16 protein-coding genes are annotated in these 15,408 nt (G+C 72.2%); 10 read left to right on the top strand and 6 right to left on the bottom strand.

Translation table 11 applies throughout. From position 1 onward, the window contains the following. Positions 1 to 46 precede the first annotated feature (46 nt). Both ACWCPW_RS02895 and ACWCPW_RS02890 read right to left on the bottom strand, forming a co-directional pair. Entirely contained in the window at positions 47 to 463 is a 417-nt protein-coding gene (locus ACWCPW_RS02895; protein ID WP_449759797.1) for an RNHCP domain-containing protein, read from the bottom strand. Further along, on the bottom strand, positions 457 to 840 hold the full coding sequence (locus ACWCPW_RS02890; protein ID WP_449759796.1) for an RNHCP domain-containing protein: 384 nt from the start codon (positions 838 to 840) through the stop codon (positions 457 to 459). Before ACWCPW_RS02890 ends, ACWCPW_RS02895 begins: the two co-directional genes overlap by 7 nt. Before the next feature lie 409 nt (positions 841 to 1,249). Between ACWCPW_RS02890 and ACWCPW_RS02885 the strand changes: the two genes are divergently transcribed. Beyond that, a complete protein-coding gene (locus tag ACWCPW_RS02885) occupies positions 1,250 to 1,717 on the top strand; it encodes a GNAT family N-acetyltransferase (protein WP_449759795.1) in 468 nt (155 codons plus the stop codon). Positions 1,718 to 1,791: 74 nt separating this feature from the next. Here ACWCPW_RS02885 and gdhA read toward each other — a convergent pair whose 3' ends face one another. Next, on the bottom strand, positions 1,792 to 3,153 hold the full coding sequence (gene gdhA / locus ACWCPW_RS02880; RefSeq protein WP_449759794.1) for an NADP-specific glutamate dehydrogenase: 1,362 nt from the start codon (positions 3,151 to 3,153) through the stop codon (positions 1,792 to 1,794). 192 nt (positions 3,154 to 3,345) lie between these two features. On the opposite strand from gdhA, the gene ACWCPW_RS02875 reads away from it, so the two are divergent. Further along, the gene (locus tag ACWCPW_RS02875; protein WP_449759793.1) at positions 3,346 to 4,299 is read left to right on the top strand and encodes a glutamate ABC transporter substrate-binding protein; all 954 of its coding nucleotides are present in this window, start codon (positions 3,346 to 3,348) and stop codon (positions 4,297 to 4,299) included. 53 nt (positions 4,300 to 4,352) lie between these two features. After that, positions 4,353 to 5,270: an LLM class F420-dependent oxidoreductase gene (locus ACWCPW_RS02870; RefSeq protein ID WP_449759792.1), complete on the top strand. Its 918-nt coding sequence runs from the start codon at positions 4,353 to 4,355 to the stop codon at positions 5,268 to 5,270. A 66-nt stretch (positions 5,271 to 5,336) separates the two neighbouring features. Here the strand turns inward: ACWCPW_RS02870 and ACWCPW_RS02865 are convergent, their stop codons facing one another. After that, a complete protein-coding gene (locus tag ACWCPW_RS02865) occupies positions 5,337 to 6,551 on the bottom strand; it encodes a pyridoxal phosphate-dependent aminotransferase (protein WP_449759884.1) in 1,215 nt (404 codons plus the stop codon). 300 nt (positions 6,552 to 6,851) lie between these two features. On the opposite strand from ACWCPW_RS02865, the gene ACWCPW_RS02860 reads away from it, so the two are divergent. The 3 genes from ACWCPW_RS02860 (at position 6,852) to ACWCPW_RS02850 (ending at position 10,278) form a co-directional block, all read left to right on the top strand. Next, complete coding sequence (locus tag ACWCPW_RS02860) at positions 6,852 to 7,373, top strand: GNAT family N-acetyltransferase (RefSeq protein ID WP_449759791.1); 522 nt, start codon at positions 6,852 to 6,854, stop codon at positions 7,371 to 7,373. A gap of 280 nt (positions 7,374 to 7,653) precedes the next feature. Continuing rightward, complete coding sequence (locus ACWCPW_RS02855) at positions 7,654 to 8,628, top strand: ketopantoate reductase family protein (protein WP_449759790.1); 975 nt, start codon at positions 7,654 to 7,656, stop codon at positions 8,626 to 8,628. Between the two features lie 294 nt (positions 8,629 to 8,922). After that, positions 8,923 to 10,278, top strand: a complete 1,356-nt coding sequence (locus ACWCPW_RS02850) for an SDR family NAD(P)-dependent oxidoreductase (protein WP_449759789.1) — start codon at positions 8,923 to 8,925, stop codon at positions 10,276 to 10,278. A gap of 152 nt (positions 10,279 to 10,430) precedes the next feature. Here the strand turns inward: ACWCPW_RS02850 and ACWCPW_RS02845 are convergent, their stop codons facing one another. After that, on the bottom strand, positions 10,431 to 11,036 hold the full coding sequence (locus ACWCPW_RS02845) for a PadR family transcriptional regulator (RefSeq protein ID WP_079026232.1): 606 nt from the start codon (positions 11,034 to 11,036) through the stop codon (positions 10,431 to 10,433). Positions 11,037 to 11,544: 508 nt separating this feature from the next. Between ACWCPW_RS02845 and ACWCPW_RS02840 the strand changes: the two genes are divergently transcribed. The 3 genes from ACWCPW_RS02840 to ACWCPW_RS02830 all read left to right on the top strand — a co-directional run bounded on the left by ACWCPW_RS02840 (position 11,545) and on the right by ACWCPW_RS02830 (position 13,326). Beyond that, positions 11,545 to 11,865 (top strand): hypothetical protein, encoded by a 321-nt coding sequence (locus tag ACWCPW_RS02840; protein ID WP_449759788.1) that lies wholly within the window; start codon positions 11,545 to 11,547, stop codon positions 11,863 to 11,865. A gap of 45 nt (positions 11,866 to 11,910) precedes the next feature. After that, complete coding sequence (locus ACWCPW_RS02835; RefSeq protein ID WP_449759787.1) at positions 11,911 to 12,345, top strand: proteasome activator; 435 nt, start codon at positions 11,911 to 11,913, stop codon at positions 12,343 to 12,345. 120 nt (positions 12,346 to 12,465) lie between these two features. Continuing rightward, a complete protein-coding gene (locus ACWCPW_RS02830; RefSeq protein ID WP_449759786.1) occupies positions 12,466 to 13,326 on the top strand; it encodes a thioesterase family protein in 861 nt (286 codons plus the stop codon). A 49-nt stretch (positions 13,327 to 13,375) separates the two neighbouring features. On the opposite strand, the gene ACWCPW_RS02825 is transcribed toward ACWCPW_RS02830, so the two are convergent. Beyond that, positions 13,376 to 14,251, bottom strand: a complete 876-nt coding sequence (locus tag ACWCPW_RS02825) for an AIM24 family protein (protein ID WP_449759785.1) — start codon at positions 14,249 to 14,251, stop codon at positions 13,376 to 13,378. Positions 14,252 to 14,423: 172 nt separating this feature from the next. Between ACWCPW_RS02825 and ACWCPW_RS02820 the strand changes: the two genes are divergently transcribed. Continuing rightward, positions 14,424 to 15,371: a TIGR03620 family F420-dependent LLM class oxidoreductase gene (locus ACWCPW_RS02820; protein ID WP_449759784.1), complete on the top strand. Its 948-nt coding sequence runs from the start codon at positions 14,424 to 14,426 to the stop codon at positions 15,369 to 15,371. Positions 15,372 to 15,408 lie beyond the last annotated feature (37 nt).

Below are 15,408 nucleotides of genomic sequence, written 5' to 3'. Positions count from 1 at the left end.
CCTCGGCCCGGCCGGCGCCCACCCTTCCCCGCGTTCGGGTGCCGCCCTACAGCGCGAGCAGCGCCCGGATCGGGCGGGTCGGGTCGCTCAACGGGCGCAGCGCCAGCCGGATCAGCGCGAGCGGATTGTCGTCGCCGGCGATCCGGTTCGCGCCGAGCGCCCCACAGGACTGGCACTGATGGATCAACTGCCACTCCCCGTCCGGCCGAACGGACATGCTCAGCACGGTCATCCGGCCCCGACAGTCGGCCGCCCGATCACCGGGGACACGGCGATCCAGGTGCAGGCTGGTGAGGCAGTGCGGGCAGTGGTTGCGATGCGCCGTACCGGGGGCGAGCAACGGCACGTCGAGTCGACACCCCACGCAGCGGAACGCGTCGCCGCGTCCGGTCCGCCCATGGGTGACGTCCTTGTACCGCTGCGGGCGCCGGTCGGCCGGTCTGCGGCGGGCCACCGTCACCACTCCCCGAACACTTCGAGCGGGAAAGGCGGTTGCGCCAGTGGCCGGACGGCCATCCGGACCAGGATGAGCTGGTTGTCGTCCGGAGCGATCGGATTCGACGTCAGTTCGTCGCACCGGATGCACCGGTGCACGATCATCCAGTCGCCGCCGCGCAGCACCGCGATCGAGATCGGCGACATCCGCGCCGCGCACTCGGACGGTCCGCCCTCGACGCGGTCGAGGACGTGCCGGGAGTGCAGGCAGCTCGGGCAGTGGTTGCGCCGGCCGCCGGCCGGGTCGACGGTGGTCACGGTGAGGCCGCAGCGGACACAGGTGAAGGTCTCGGTGCGTGGTGGGATGCTGTGTTGTCTACCGGAATTGTTGTTGCCGTTGGACACTCGGAAATCTCCTTGCCGAAGGCGGAAGCGAAGGCAGCAAGGAAGCGCCGAGCGGTCTCGGAGGGGTCGTCGACGCGGTCCGCCGCGATGTGCGCGTGCGGACCGGTGGGCCCACCGGGGGGATCAGCGAGCGTCGGGGAGGTCCCGGAGGCCGGATCCGACCGCGGTCATACGAGGCGCGCTCGGCGCGGAGACGGGCATCAACACCTGATTTCCGAAGCGGGTGGAGGTCCGCGGTCGCGCGGATCGGACCCGGCGAACGTAACAGCGGGCGCGGCGACGGAGCCAACGATTTTCGCCGGGCGGGGCGGCGGGCGCAGTCGCGTTCGGGGCCGCGTCGGGCCCGCGTCGCGGGTTCCGCGTCCGAGGCCCCTCTCGCGGGCCGAATCGGCCCTGCCAGACTGGGCCGATGATCGTCAGACCCGCGCACGCGGCGGACCGGGCCGGATTCCTCGCACTGGCCGCCGAGGTCGAGCACTGGTTCGGACCGATGGTGGAGGAACCCGGATTCCACGCGGCGCTGGACGAGCACATCCGGACCGGCCTCGCGCTCGTGGTGCCCGCCGACAGCGGACCCGGCCTGCTGGGCGGGCTGCTGTTCGGCGCCGAACCGCCGGTGCACCACGTGCACTGGCTGGTGGTGGCAAGGGCCGCCCGGGGGCGGGGCGTGGGCCGTGCGCTGATGGCGGAGGCGACGAGCCGGTACGTACGCGGGCCGGGCACCGTCGAGTTGATCACCTTCGGGCCCGACCACCCGGGCGCGATCGAGGGCGGCTCGCGCGCGTTCTACGAGTCGCTCGGCTTCGTGCCGGGCGAGTCCGCCGATCCGGGGCCCGAGGGCGGTTCGCGGCAGGTGTTCCGGCGCACGGTCGGCTGAGCGCCGACCGTGCGCCGCCGCCCGAGCGGGGGAGACCGGTCGGGCGGCGGCGACGCGTCGGGTTCAGCGGTGGATCACACCACGCCGAAGGCGTTCATCGCGTCGGCGACGCGCAGGAAGCCGGCCACGTTGGCGCCCAGCACGTAGTCGCCCTCGTGACCGTACTCGGCGGCGGTGCTCAGGCACGTGTCGTGGATGTCGCGCATGATCGCGCCGAGCCGGGCGTCGGTGTCGGCGAAGCTCCAGGACGTGCGGGCCGCGTTCTGCGCCATCTCCAGGGCGGAGGTGGCCACACCACCCGCGTTGGCCGCCTTGCCCGGCGCGAACGAGACGCCCGCGGCGCGGAAGACGTGCACCGCGTCCGGTGTGCACGGCATGTTGGCGCCCTCCGCGACCGCCGTCAGGCCGTGTTTGACCAGGTGCGCGGCGGCCGGGCCGGTCAGCTCGTTCTGGGTCGCGCACGGCAGCGCGACATCGCACGGGACCTCCCAGACCGAGCCGTCCGGCACGTAGCGCGCGTGCGCGACCCGATCGGCGTACTCCGCGATCCGGCCGCGCCGGTCCAGCTTGATCTCCTTGAGCAGGTCCAGGTCCAGGCCCTTGTCGTCGACGATGTAGCCGGTCGAGTCGGAGGCCGCCACGACGCGGGCGCCGAGTTCGCGGGCCTTCTCGATGGCGAAGATCGACACGTTGCCCGAACCGGAGACCACCGCGCGCCGGCCCCCGAGGTCGTCGCCGCGCGCCGCCAGCATCTCGGCCAGGAAGTACACGCAGCCGTAGCCGGTGGCCTCGGTGCGCACCTGGGACCCGCCCCAGCCCAGCCCCTTGCCGGTGAGCACGCCGGACTCGTAGCGGTTGGTGATCCGCCGGTACTGGCCGAACAGGTAGCCGATCTCACGTCCACCGACCCCGATGTCACCGGCGGGAACGTCGGTATGTTCACCCAGGTGGCGGTACAGCTCGGTCATGAACGACTGGCAGAAGCGCATCACCTCGGCGTCCGAGCGGCCCTTGGGGTCGAAGTCCGAGCCACCCTTGCCGCCGCCGATGCCGAGCCCGGTCAGGGCGTTCTTGAAGATCTGTTCGAAGCCGAGGAACTTGACCACGCTCAGGTTCACCGACGGGTGGAAGCGCAACCCGCCCTTGTACGGGCCGAGCGCGCCGTTGAACTCCACCCGAAAGCCCCGGTTGACCCGGACCCGACCGGCGTCGTCGGTCCACGGCACCCGGAACAGCACCTGGCGTTCGGGCTCCACGAGCCGTTCCAGGAGTGCCGCGTCGGCGAGTTCGGGCCGCCTGGTCAGGGCCGAGGCGAGGCTTTCCAGCACCTCGTGCACCGCCTGGTGGAATTCGGGCTCTCCGGGATTGCGGCGCTGCACCTCGTCGAAGGTGGCCGCTGCCGGGCCGGTCAGTTCGGCGAATGCCTGGAGACTCATGGATGGTTGTCCTTCCGTCGACGGGGCGCGTCGCGGGCGATCGCGTGCGGTTACGCTATCCGGCTTCGGGGCCTCCTCGATCCACGGCGGACCTTCGGGTGGAGAAGAGGGAACGCCCTCGTTTCCCGCGGCACCCCACCTGCGATGCTGCATTCCGTGTGGCCCAACAGAGTTGATGCAGCGTCACGTCGAGTGGCGGCCCTGGCACTGGTATTCCTGGTGACCGCGTGCGGGAGTGGCGGGGCGGACGGCGCCGACGCGCGTTCCGCGCCCCCGTCCCGGTACGCCCCGGTGGAGGTCGGCGTACCCGATCCGGTGCTCGCGCCCGCCGTGTCGGCGCCGCCGTGCGACCCGAGTCGGAGCCTGACCCCGAGCACCCCGCCCCGGCCGGGCGGCACGATGCCGGCCGGTTCGACGATGCGGGCGATCCAGGAGCGGGGCAGGCTGGTGGTCGGCGTCGACCAGAACACCCGGATGTTCGCCGCGCGCAGTGCGGCCACCGGGGAGTTGGAGGGCTTCGACATAGAGCTGGCCCGGGAGGTGGCGAAGGCGATCTTCGGCGACCCGAACCGGATCCAGTTCCGGACCATACCGCCCGGTCGCCGGATCGACGTGCTGGTCGGCGGCCAGGCGGACATGGTCGTGGACGCGATGACGATCACCTGCGAACGCCGACAGCAGGTGGAGTTCTCCGGCGTCTACCTCGACGACGCGCTGCGCTTCCTGGTGCCCAAGGGCACGAACGTGAACAGTCTGGCGGATCTGGCCGGAAAGTACGTGTGCGTGTCGGCGAACACCACGCCCGAACGCCGGGTGGCCGAGTCCAAGGCCCGGGTGTACGCGGTGGCGGACCGGACCGACTGCCTGGTCGCGCTCCAGGAGGGCCGGGTGGCGGCGGCGTACACCAACGCGTCGCTCCTGGAGAGCCTGCGCGAGCAGGACCCGTGGTTGCAGGTGGTCGGCCCGACCGCCGTGGAGGAGGTCAAGGGCATCGCGGTGCCCAAGGGGCAGACCGACTTCGTGCGCTTCCTCAACGGTGTGCTGGAGCAGCTCAAGAGCAGCGGCCGCTGGCAGGAGTTGTACGACAAATGGCTGAGTGCGGCGCTCGGCCCGGCCAAGCCGCCGGCCACGACCTACGGCGGATGACGGCTGTGGCAGCGGTTACTGACGATGCGTCAGGTCGCTGCTACGTTGCCGCCATGTTCCTTTCGCTCGGACTGCCCACGCACCTGGTCGAGGCCGGCGCCGATCTGATCAGCGCCGAGGCCGTGATGGAGATGTCCCGCGCGGCCGAGTCCGCCGGGTTCGACGCGGTCTTCACCACCGACCACCCGTTCCCCGGCGACCAGTGGCTCGCCCACGGCGGCCACCACACGCTGGATCCGATGGTCACGCTGTCCTTCGCCGCGGCGGCCACCACCCGGCTGCGGCTGCACACCAACCTGTTCGTCCCGGCGTACCGCAACCCGTACCTGTCCGCGAAGATGATCTCCTCGCTGGACGCGCTCTCCGCCGGTCGGGTGATCCTGGGCGTGGGCGCGGGCTACCTGGAGCCCGAGTTCGCCGCGCTGGGCGCCGACTACGCGAACCGCAACGACGTGCTGGACGACGCGCTGCGGGCGATGCGCGCGGCGTGGACCGGGGAGAGCGTGGCGGGCAACACCATGCGCCCGCGCCCCGCCCAGCCGCGGATCCCGATCTGGGTGGGCGGCAACAGCAAGCGGGCGATCCGCCGGGTGGTGGACCTGTGCGACGGCTGGCTGCCGATGCCGGCCCCGGCGGGCGCGTCCAAGTACCTCAAGACCCCGGGCCTGGAGACGCTGGCCGACCTGGCGGCGCGGCTGGACTACGCCCGCGAGTACGCGGCCTCGGTGGGCCGCACCGACCCGATCGACATCACCTTCATGCCGCGCGGGATGAGCATGTTCGACGGCGACGGCATCGACCACGAGGCGATCGTCGCGGACCTGACCGAGCAGGCCGAGGCCGGGGTGACCGGGGTGACGCTGACCCTGCCGGCCACGTCGCGGGAGCAGTACCTGGAGCAGACCGCCGCGTTCGGCGAGCTGGTCGTGCCGCACGTCAAGAAGCTCGCCGTGCGCCCGCTCCTGGCCTGAGGAACGCCGAGGGCCCGACGCCGATCGGCGCCGGGCCCCGCGGTCAGCGTCGGGTCACCGGCCGGGTCACTGCCCGTAGGACCCGATGAATTCACCGATCCGGGTGATCGCGTCGGTCAGGTCGTCGACCTGGGGCAGCGTCACGACGCGGAAGTGGTCCGGCTGGTGCCAGTTGAATCCGGTGCCCTGCACGACCAGGATCCGCTGGCTCTGGAGCAGGTCGAAGACGAACTTCTCGTCGTCGACGATCTTGCACACGTCCGGGTCGATCCGGGGGAACGCGTACAGCGCGCCCTTGGGCTTGACGCAGGTCACCCCCGGGATCGAGATCAGCGCCTCGTACGCGGCGTCGCGCTGGGCGTGCAGCCGGCCGCCGGGCAGGATCAGGTCGTTGATGCTCTGGTAGCCGCCGAGCGCGGTGGCGATCGCGTGCTGCGAGGGCACGTTCGCGCACAGGCGCATGTTGGCCAGGATGTTCAGGCCCTCGATGTAGCTGGTCGCGTGCCGCTTGGGGCCGGACAGCAGCAACCACCCGGAGCGGAATCCGGCCACCCGGTAGGCCTTGGACAGGCCGTTGAAGGTCAGGCACAGCAGGTCCGGCGCGAGTGAGGCGAGCGGGACGTGCACGGCGTCGTCGTAGAGGATCTTGTCGTAGATCTCGTCGGCGAGGAGGAGGAGTCCGTGCCGGCGGGCGAGCTCGACGATGCCTTCGAGGATGTGCCGCGGGTAGACCGAGCCGGTCGGGTTGTTCGGATTGATCACCACGATCGCGCGGGTGCGGTCGGTGATCTTGGCCGCGATGTCGTCGAGGTCGGGATACCAGTCGGCGCTCTCGTCGCACAGGTAGTGCACCGGGGTGCCGCCGGACAGGCTCACCGCCGCCGTCCACAGCGGGTAGTCCGGCATCGGCACGAGCACCTCGTCGCCGTTGTTCAACAGCGCCTGGAGAGCCATCACGATCAGCTCGGAGACGCCGTTGCCCAGATAGACGTCGTCGACGTCGACACCCTCGATACCGCGCGTCTGGTAGTGCTGGACCACCGCCCGGCGCGCGGACAACACGCCCTTGGAGTCCGAGTAGCCCTGCGCGGACGGCAGGTTGCGGATCATGTCGTGCAGGATCTCGTCGGGGGCCTCGAAGCCGAACGGCGCGGGGTTGCCGATGTTCAGCTTGAGGATCCGGTGTCCCTCGTCCTCGAGGCGTTTCGCCTCGTCCAGAACCGGACCCCGGATGTCGTAACAGACGTCCGCGAGCTTGCCCGACTGACGTACCTCGGGCAACGGACGATGTTGTGGCTGCGACAACTCTTCGACGCTCACCTGGATATCTCCTCCTCGCAGGGCAGTCGCCCGCGAGATCCTCGTGTGCACGGCGGAGGCGGGCGAGATTGCGAGTCTTCCACGCCCGGTGTCCGGCACGCAGTGGGATATTTGACACGTGGATCGGCAGGTACCCGCCCGGGACCGGGCCGGCACCTGCTCGTGACGCCGCCCGCCGGCCCACAAGAGTTCATCCGAGCGTTGCCCGCGTGGCAGATTGGGGTCGCCCGACGGCGCCCTCGCGGTGCCACTCTGCGGCATATGGACGTGTCGTACTTCTACGGAACAGCGGGCGAAATCGACGCCGCGAGTCTGTACCGGCTGTTGTCGCTGCGCAGCCGGGTCTTCGTGGTCGCACGCCGGCAGCCCTGGCTCGATCCCGACGGCCGCGACATCGAGCCGGGAACCGCGCACCTGTGGGCGGAACAGGACGGTGTGGCGGTGTCCACGCTGCGGCTGACCGAGGAGGGGGACGGCCTGCTGCGGATGGGCCGCGTCTGTACGTTGTTGTCGCATCGCCGACAGGGGCACGCCACCGTGCTGCTCCGGCACGCGCTGGTGCTGGCGGGTCCGCGCCCGGTGATCTCCGACGTGTACGCGCGCAGCGCCGACTGGTTCACCCGGCGGGGCTTCGAGCCGCGCGGCGGGCGCACCGTCGTGGACGGCGAACCGCACACCTCGATCCAGCACGTCCCCGCCCGACGCGCGACACCGGTGCCGTCCGGGGGAACGGGGCAGGGGCATCGGGGCGGCGGGTACGTACCGGCCTGGGCGTCGACCTGACCGCGATCCCGCGCGGGGCGGGCCGAGAACGCGCCCGATAGCGCGGTTCGGCGGGCGTACGTCCGCTCGGCGACGCGTTCGTCGGAGCGGGCCCCACCGGGCCCGACGGGCGCGGCGGACCCGGGCCGCGCCCGGGCCCGGGCGGATCCGGTGCCCACCCGGCGCGCCCGCGGCGGCGGCGCGGCGTCGTCCGGCAGGCCGGAAAACCGGTGGCCTCGCGGGCCCCACGGTGGTGCCCTGACGTGTTTGGATGGGCTCTCGCGTCGGGGAGGGATCGGCCATGCGATTTGTAGTTCTGGGGGCCGGGGCAATCGGCGGTGTCCTCGGCGCTCGCCTCGCGCAGTCCGGGCACGACGTACACCTGGTCGGCCGGCGCGCGCACGTCGACGCGATCAACGCCCACGGACTTCGGGTCCTGACGCCCGACGGCGAGAACGTGGTGCGCCTGGCCGCGGTGACCGACATCGCCACGCTGGATTCGCTCGTGGACTGGGCCGAGGTGGACGCGGTGGTGCTGTGCGTCAAGTCCCACGACACCGCCGGCGCGCTGCGCGAGTTGGCCCGCTACGCCCACTCGCGGGTGCCGATCCTGTGCGCGCAGAACGGCGTGGCCAACGAGGACGCCGCGCTGCGCCTGTTCGCGAACGTGTACGGCGTCCTGGTCGCCTGCCCGTCCGCCTACCTCGAACCGGGCGTCGTGCGCGCGTACTCGTCGCCGGTGACCGGGGTCCTGGACATCGGCCGGTACCCGCACGGCCGGGACGCGTTCGCGGCCCAGGTGTCACGTGTCCTGTCGGGCGCCGGCTACGGCTCCGAGGTGTACCCGGACATCACCGCGTACAAGTACGGCAAGCTGGTGACCAACCTGGGCAACGCGGTCGAGGCGCTGTGCGGCCCGAACGCGCGCGGCGGAAATCTGGACCGACTCGCGATGGACGAGGCGCGCACGGTGCTCTTCTCGGCCGGGATCCACGCCGAGTTCGCGCCGGTCAGCCCCCTTGTGCAGGTACGCCCGGTGGGTGGCGAACGGCGGCCCGGCGGCTCGTCCTGGCAGAGCCTGTACCGGCACACCGGCGGCATCGAGACCGACTACCTCAACGGCGAGATCGTCCGGATCGGCCGCCTGCACGGCGTGCCGACCCCGGTCAACGCCGAACTGCAACGCGCGGCGAACCGCTTGGTCGCCATCGGCGGCGAGCCCGGCTCGGTATCCGAACTCGACCTGCTGCGCGCGGTGGTCGACCGACGCGATTAGGCCGCCCGGGGCGTCGTCCCCCGCGGCGCGGACCGGCCGGGCCGCCTCGGATCCGCCCCGGAGGCGGCGAAAAGCCGGTGACCGGTCCGGCGGCGCCTCGCTAATGTGACGGTCCGTCGGTGAACCGCCGACGCGTCGATCCGCCGGTTCGGCGGCATCGGCCCAGGATCCGCCCGCGGAGGGAGTGAGCCCATGGGAGAGTCGCCGACGCGCCCGTGCGACGCCCGCTTCGCGGATCCCGCGGAGCCATAGGGCCCGTCGCCGGATCCGCCGCATGTCCCTCGGGGGGACCCCATGACCGACTCGGACACACGTTTTGTCCCACCGTCCCTCGAGGACTGTCTCGCCGTGCTCGGCGCGATGTCCGACCTCCCGCCGGACGCACCCGAGCGGCGCCGGATCGAGCAGGTGCTCTCGTCCTTCGTCCGTTCGGGGCGCCATCGCCGCCGGGCCGAGCAGCGCGCGCTGCGGCGCGCGGAGCGCACCGAGGTGACCGAGCGCACCGCGTTGGGCGCCGCCGACCGGGTCGAGGACCTCCCGCTGGACGACACCGGGCTGCCCACGTGCGTCGGCGTGGTCGAGATGGGCCTGCGCTGCTACATCTGCAAGCGGCCGTACCGGCGGGTCGACGGCTTCTATCACCGGCTGTGCCCACCGTGCGCGGCGGAGAACCGGCAGCGGCGCCACGCGCGCACCGACCTCACCGGGCGGCTGGCACTGGTCACCGGCGGCCGGGTGAAGATCGGTTACGAGCTGGTGCTCAAACTCCTGCGCGACGGCGCGGAGGTGATCGTGACGTCGCGCTTCCCACACGACACGCACGAGCGGTTCGCCGCCGCGCCCGACCACGACGTGTGGGCGCGTCGGCTGCACGTGCACGCGATCGACCTGCGCGACCTCGGCGGATTGGTCGCGTGGTGCGATCGGCTGGTCGCCGAGGGACGCCCGCTGGACATCCTGGTCAACAACGCGGCCCAGACCATCCGTCGACCCGCGTCGGCGTACGGGCCGCTGCTCGCCGCCGAGCGGGCCGCGCTGGGGGCGGGCGCGTTCGAGTTCGCGCTCGACCGGTCGCCCGCCGACGAGTGGGACGCCACTTCGACGACGCTCGGATCGGTGCCGGCCCGGTTCGAGCCGGACGCGGCGGGGCTGCTCCCGGACCGGGCGCCGGTCAACTCCTGGTCCAAGCGGGTCGACGAGGTGGATCCGGTGGAACTGCTCGAGGTGCAACTGGTCAACGTGACCGCGCCGTTCGTGCTGGTGAGCCGGTTGTTGCCGCTGCTGCGCCGGGCCGGGTGCGAGCGGCGCTACATCGTCAACGTGTCGGCGGTGGAGGGCCAGTTCGGGCGCGCGTACAAGGCGCCCGGGCATCCGCACACCAACATGGCCAAGGCCGCGTTGAACATGCTCACCCGGACCAGCGCCGAGGATCTGGCCGGGCACGGGGTGTACATGACCAGCGTCGACACCGGCTGGATCACCGACGAGAAGCCGCATCCCGACAAGGCGCGGGTGGCCGCGGCCGGGTTCCGCACGCCGTTGGACATCGTCGACGGCGCGGCCCGGGTGTACGACCCCGTCGTGCGCGGGGAGCGGGGGGAGCCGGTGTTCGGGTGCTTCCTCAAGGACTATCGGGTCGCGCCCTGGTGATCCGCGGGCGCGAACGGTGACGCGGTGACCGGAGGGCGAGGGCGCCCCGGCAGTCGGGTTCGACTACCGGGGCGCCTTGCGGGGGACCTGCTCGCGGGGCGGAACGGGTGCTCCGAGCCGCAAACGGTGATCGGCGATCCGGGCGACCCACATCAGTCGGCTTCGGCCAGGATCAGGTAGAGCCGCTTGCGGGTGTCCGTGACGACCTCCAGGGCCTTGGCCCGCTGCGCCTCGGTGCCGTTCATCATGAGCTGGCGCAGTGCGTCGCCGATGCCGTGCATCGCCGAGCGCAGGTCGTGGACCGCTTCGAAGTCGACGCCCTGGCTGGCCTCGTCCCAGGGCTTGGTGCCTTCGGGAAGCGCGGCGGCCTCCTCGCGGCCGGCGTCGGTGAGGGTGAACAGCTTGCGGCCGCTGCCCTCGACGCCCTCGATCACGCCCTCGTCCTCAAGTAGTTGGAGGGTGGGGTAGACCGAACCGGGGCTGGGCTTCCACACGCCGCCGGTGCGCTCGCCGATCTCCTGGATCATCTCGTAGCCGTGCATGGGCCGTTCGGTGAGCAGGGCCAGGATCGAGGCCCGTACGTCGCCGCGCCGGGCGCGACCGCGCCCACGGCCTCGGCCGCGCCCCTCCGGTCCGCCACGTCCACCGTGGCCGTGCCCGCGTCCCCACGGGCCGGGGCCCGGCGGGCCCCACGGTCCGAAGGCCGGGCGGTTCTGTCCTTCCGCGCCCCACTGGGGGCGTCCTTTGCTGCGGTGCATGGGTTTCTCCTTGTGAAGAGGCGACTCGTCGAGCCGCCGATCGATCTTCTGTGTGTATCGCGATCGTTCGCGATGCTTCAACGATATATCGGGAGTGAGTCTTTCGCAAGCGTGTGGTGTGCGGTTGTCTCGGCGGGGCAGGCTGCGGCTCGATCGACGGGGCGCGCCGAGCACGGACCCGGGCGGGTCGGGCGCGGGATTCGAGCAGGTGGGAGCGGGGTTCGGGCGGGTCGGGCGCGAGAGTCGGATGGAGACGAGGCCGAGGCTGCCGTGGTCCGGTCGGGGAACTCGGTGCCGGCCCCGGACGTCCTTCCCGGGGTGTGGGGTTTCGTCGGGCGCTCGGCGGGGTCGGTCCGCCGGTGGGATCGGCCGACGCGCTCGGCGGACCTTCGCAGGTTCTCCACGGAACCCGCACGAGGCGGACGCGCCGGACGCGTTGGGCGAGCCTCGCTTACGGGTAGATTTCGGTTGATAGCTCTTGGTGATCGACTGGCGTGGGGAGAGGGCTGTGTGGACCTGGCTGGTGGTAGGGGTGGCCGCATACCTGGTGTTCCTCGCGTGCGTGATCGTGGTGCTTCGAGCCGCCAAGGCGCGGGCGCGCGTGGAGCGGAACGCCGACGCGCGGGCGGCCGGCGCGCCGGCGCCGGTGGGGGCGGTGGGGGCGATCGGGCCGGTACCGGTGGGCGATCGGCCGGTGGCGGAGCAGTCGGCCGACACCGACACGGCGCGTGCGCACCCGGTGCCCGACGAGCACCCACAGCCGTCCCGAGGGTGCGACGCGGGGTCGTCCGAGCCGCCCGTTCCGCCGGCGTCGCGGATGCGCGGTTGAACCGGGCCGGCGTTTTCGGCCTCCGGCGTGGGGTAGGCGCGGCGCATGGTTGATTCGAGTGTGACCGCCACCCACGAAGGGGACGATCGACGCCCGCTCGACGAATTGGTCCCGGCCCCCGATCGCGTGATGCGCGTCGCCGAGATGATCCGCCACCTGTTGGAGGAACTGCGCGACGCGCCGCTCGACGAACCGGGCCGAGGCCGGGTGCGCGCCGTCTACGAGCGCTCGCTGCCCGAGCTGCGCCGCTCGCTCGCGCCCGATCTGTACGAGGAACTGGAGCGCCTGACCGGGCCGTTCGCCGGGGCGGGTACGCCCAGCGGCACGGAACTGCGGATAGTGCAGGCGCAGTTGATCGGCTGGCTGGAAGGTCTGTGGGGCGGTATCCGGTTGACCCTGATGCTGCGGCAGAACGCCGGGGCGGGTCCGCCGCACGGTCTCCTGGGCGGGGACGCGGAGGAGGACGGCTCGTACCTGTGAGGGTGGGCCGGCGGCTTCGGCCCGGCCTCGGCGAGGTGGGGCGGCGGCCCGGGATCTGTGACTGTGCCAAGCTGTTTGCCCGTCAGTCGCTTCCCGTCAGTCGCCCCTGGAGCCGCCGCCATGACCGAGCAGGCATCCGCCGAGACCGGGTCGGCCGGCGCCGCGCCCGGCTACGAATTCGACCGGGACACCACGTGCGTCGAGCGCCCGGGCGCGCCGGGCGTGTACGACGCCACGCTCTCGCCGGACTGGGCGTTCGGGATGGGCCTCAACGGCGGATACCTGCTCGCCCTCGCCGGCCGCGCGCTCGGCGCGGCACTGCCGCACCCCGATCCGTTCACGATCACCGCGCACTACCTGACCACGTCACACCCGGGGCCGGCCGAGGTACGCACGGAGATCCTGCGTACCGGGCGCACGCTGAGCACCGGCACCGCGCGGATCGTGCAGGACGGCGAGACCCGGGTGCACGTGACCGCCTCCTACGGCGACCTGGCCGCGCTGGATCCGGAGGTGCGTACCAGCGCCCGGCCGCCGGCGCTGCCCTCGCCCGAGGAGTGCGCGGCGAGCGCCGCCGGCGCGGCGCCCTTTCGGCGCGCCGCGTTCATGGACCGCAGCGAGCAACTGCTCGACCCGGCGACCGCCGGCTGGTCGACCGGGCGGCCGTCCGGGCGCGGGGAGATCCGCGCCTGGTGGCGGCTCGCGGACGGCCGCGCTCCGGATCCGCCGGCGCTGCTGCTCGCGGTCGATTCGCTCGTGCCGACCGCGTTCGACCTCGGTGTGCGCGGGTGGGTGCCCACGGTGGAGTTGACCGTGCACGTCCGCGCCCAGCCGGCGCCGGGGTGGCTGCGGGTGGCGCTGACCACCCGCAATCTGGCGGGCGGCTACCTCGAGGAGGACGGCGAGGTCTGGGACTCGACAGGCCGACTGGTCGCCCAGTCCAGGCAGTTGGCGCGTGTACCGCGCAAACGGCAGCCGTAGGTCCGGCCGGCCTGTGGATCCGTGGTCGGCGTGCGGCCGGTCGCGGGGGTCAGCGTGGCGGTCCGTACGATCCGGGGGGACCGTAGGGGCCGGGCGGAGGGGGGCCGTACGGGCCCTGGGGGCCGGGCGGGCCGTACGGGCCCGGCTGTGGGGGCGGCGGGGCGCCGTGGGGGCCGCCGGGGGCGGCCCAGGTGTTGTTCTGGAAGCCGTCCCGACCCATGCCGAAGTGGCGGTTGTTCTCGGTCGCGGTCAGGTTCGCGGGCAGGATCTCGCTGGGCTGGACCACCACGTAGCCCTCGCCGATGAAGGCCATCGTCCAGCCCTCGCCGGTCTGCCGGCGGCGGCGCCAGATGCGCTGCGACGTGGTCTGCGCCTGCAGGCTGGTCTGGAGGCCGGCGGTCCAGGCGATCACCGCGTCGGCGTCCGCGAACACCTCGCGGTCGTTGGAGGCGCGCAGGACCAGCGGCGCGCCGGACGTGGTGATGACGATCTTGCCGGTGCCGCCGATCTGCATCGAATAGGCGCCCATGCCACCCACGTTGTAGCCGGCGTCGATCTGTACGACGCTCCAGTTCAGCGTGTTGTCCAGGGCCAGGACGTTCTCGTCCTCGACGATCAGCGCCTCGTTGCGCAGGTTCAGGATGTGGATGCTCTGCGCCTGCTGGGCGAGGTAGACCGTGCCGTGTCCGTGGCAGCGCATCAGGTCCAGCATGTCGCCGGTCAGCGCGCCGGTGCGGATCTCGGCGGCGCTCTGGAACGCCCCCTCGAACTGCACGTTGCCCTGATAGGCGACCATCGCGCCCTTGCGGGCCAGCACCTCGGTACCCACCTCGGGGGCCAGCAGGACCCGCAGCATGTGCGCGTTCTGCAAGCTGTAACGCTCGGCGGACTGGCTCACCGTGTGGTTGAACAGTGGACTCTGCACGAGGTCTCCGACGGATCCGGCAACGGCGTGGGCGCGGTTGGCAAGTGGTTCGTGTGACCAGACCATGATTCCGCGTCGTTGGTTCCCTCGGAACCAAGGGTGACCCATGTCGACCGGTATGGTGCGGGAGATAGCTTCTGTTACGGCGTTACAGAGATCTCGGGAGCGTGCCATGACCACACCGACCCCACCGGCGACACCCGAACCGACACCGGCCGCGGCGCGGTCCGTTCCCGACCTGGGCCGGATCGGGCTGTGGACCGCCGCGCTCGACTTCATGCCCGTGTCGCGGCTGCGGGAGACCGTGGCCGAACTCGACGAACTCGGCTACGGCGCGCTGTGGTGGGGCGAGACGGTGGGCCGTGAGGCGTTCACCCAGGCGATGCTCGTCCTGGGCGCCGCGCCGCGCATCGCCGCCGCTACCGGCATCGCCAACGTGTGGGCCCGGGACGCGATGGCCGCCAACGCGGCGGCGCGCACCGTGCACGAGGCGTACCCCGAGCGGTTCCTGACCGGTCTCGGGATCAGCCACAGCGGGCTGGTCGAGGGGCTGCGGCCGGGTGGGCGCAGGTACGAGAAGCCGCTCGCGCACATGCGCGAGTACCTCGACGCGATGGACTCCGCCCTGTACCTCGCGCCCGGCGGCGACGGCCCCCGCCCGGCGCGCGTGCTCGCGGCGCTCGGCCCGAGGATGCTGGACCTCGCGCGCGAGCGGTCCGAGGGCGCGCACACATATCTGGTCACGCCCGAGCACACCGCCGAGGCGCGCGCGGCGCTGGGCCCGGATCGGCTGCTCGCGGTGGAGCAGGCGGTCGTCCTGGGCACGGACCGGGAGACCGCGCTGCGCCGGGGCCGCGAGCACCTGCGGATGTACGCGACGCTGCCCAACTACCGCCGCAACTGGCTACGACTGGGTCTGACCGAGGACGACCTCGCCGACGGCGGCAGCGAGCGCATGGTGGATCGGCTCGTGGCGTCGGGCGACGAGTCGGCGATCCGCTCGGCGGTCGACGCGCACTTCGCCGCCGGCGCCGACCACGTCTGCGTGCAGGTCCTGGGCGAGACGTTCGACGCGGCCCCGGCGGCGGATTGGCGGTCGCTGGCGGCGGCGCTGCTGTGAGGGCGCGGAGTCCGGTGTGAGGGCGCGGGGTCCGGAT

It is taken from the genome of Embleya sp. NPDC001921, assembly GCF_053594475.1.
This window is presented reverse-complemented; position numbering and strand designations above follow the sequence as displayed.

Bases quoted from the DNA above. Each gene is read 5' to 3' on its own strand.
- ACWCPW_RS02885 (WP_449759795.1), top strand. From the start codon at position 1,250: ATGATCGTCAGACCCGCGCACGCGGCGGACCGGGCCGGATTCCTCGCA.
- gdhA (WP_449759794.1), bottom strand. From the start codon at position 3,153: ATGAGTCTCCAGGCATTCGCCGAACTGACCGGCCCGGCAGCGGCCACC.
- ACWCPW_RS02870 (WP_449759792.1), top strand. From the start codon at position 4,353: ATGTTCCTTTCGCTCGGACTGCCCACGCACCTGGTCGAGGCCGGCGCC.
- ACWCPW_RS02860 (WP_449759791.1), top strand. From the start codon at position 6,852: ATGGACGTGTCGTACTTCTACGGAACAGCGGGCGAAATCGACGCCGCG.
- ACWCPW_RS02855 (WP_449759790.1), top strand. From the start codon at position 7,654: ATGCGATTTGTAGTTCTGGGGGCCGGGGCAATCGGCGGTGTCCTCGGC.
- ACWCPW_RS02850 (WP_449759789.1), top strand. From the start codon at position 8,923: ATGACCGACTCGGACACACGTTTTGTCCCACCGTCCCTCGAGGACTGT.
- ACWCPW_RS02845 (WP_079026232.1), bottom strand. From the start codon at position 11,036: ATGCACCGCAGCAAAGGACGCCCCCAGTGGGGCGCGGAAGGACAGAAC.
- ACWCPW_RS02835 (WP_449759787.1), top strand. From the start codon at position 11,911: ATGGTTGATTCGAGTGTGACCGCCACCCACGAAGGGGACGATCGACGC.
- ACWCPW_RS02830 (WP_449759786.1), top strand. From the start codon at position 12,466: ATGACCGAGCAGGCATCCGCCGAGACCGGGTCGGCCGGCGCCGCGCCC.
- ACWCPW_RS02820 (WP_449759784.1), top strand. From the start codon at position 14,424: ATGACCACACCGACCCCACCGGCGACACCCGAACCGACACCGGCCGCG.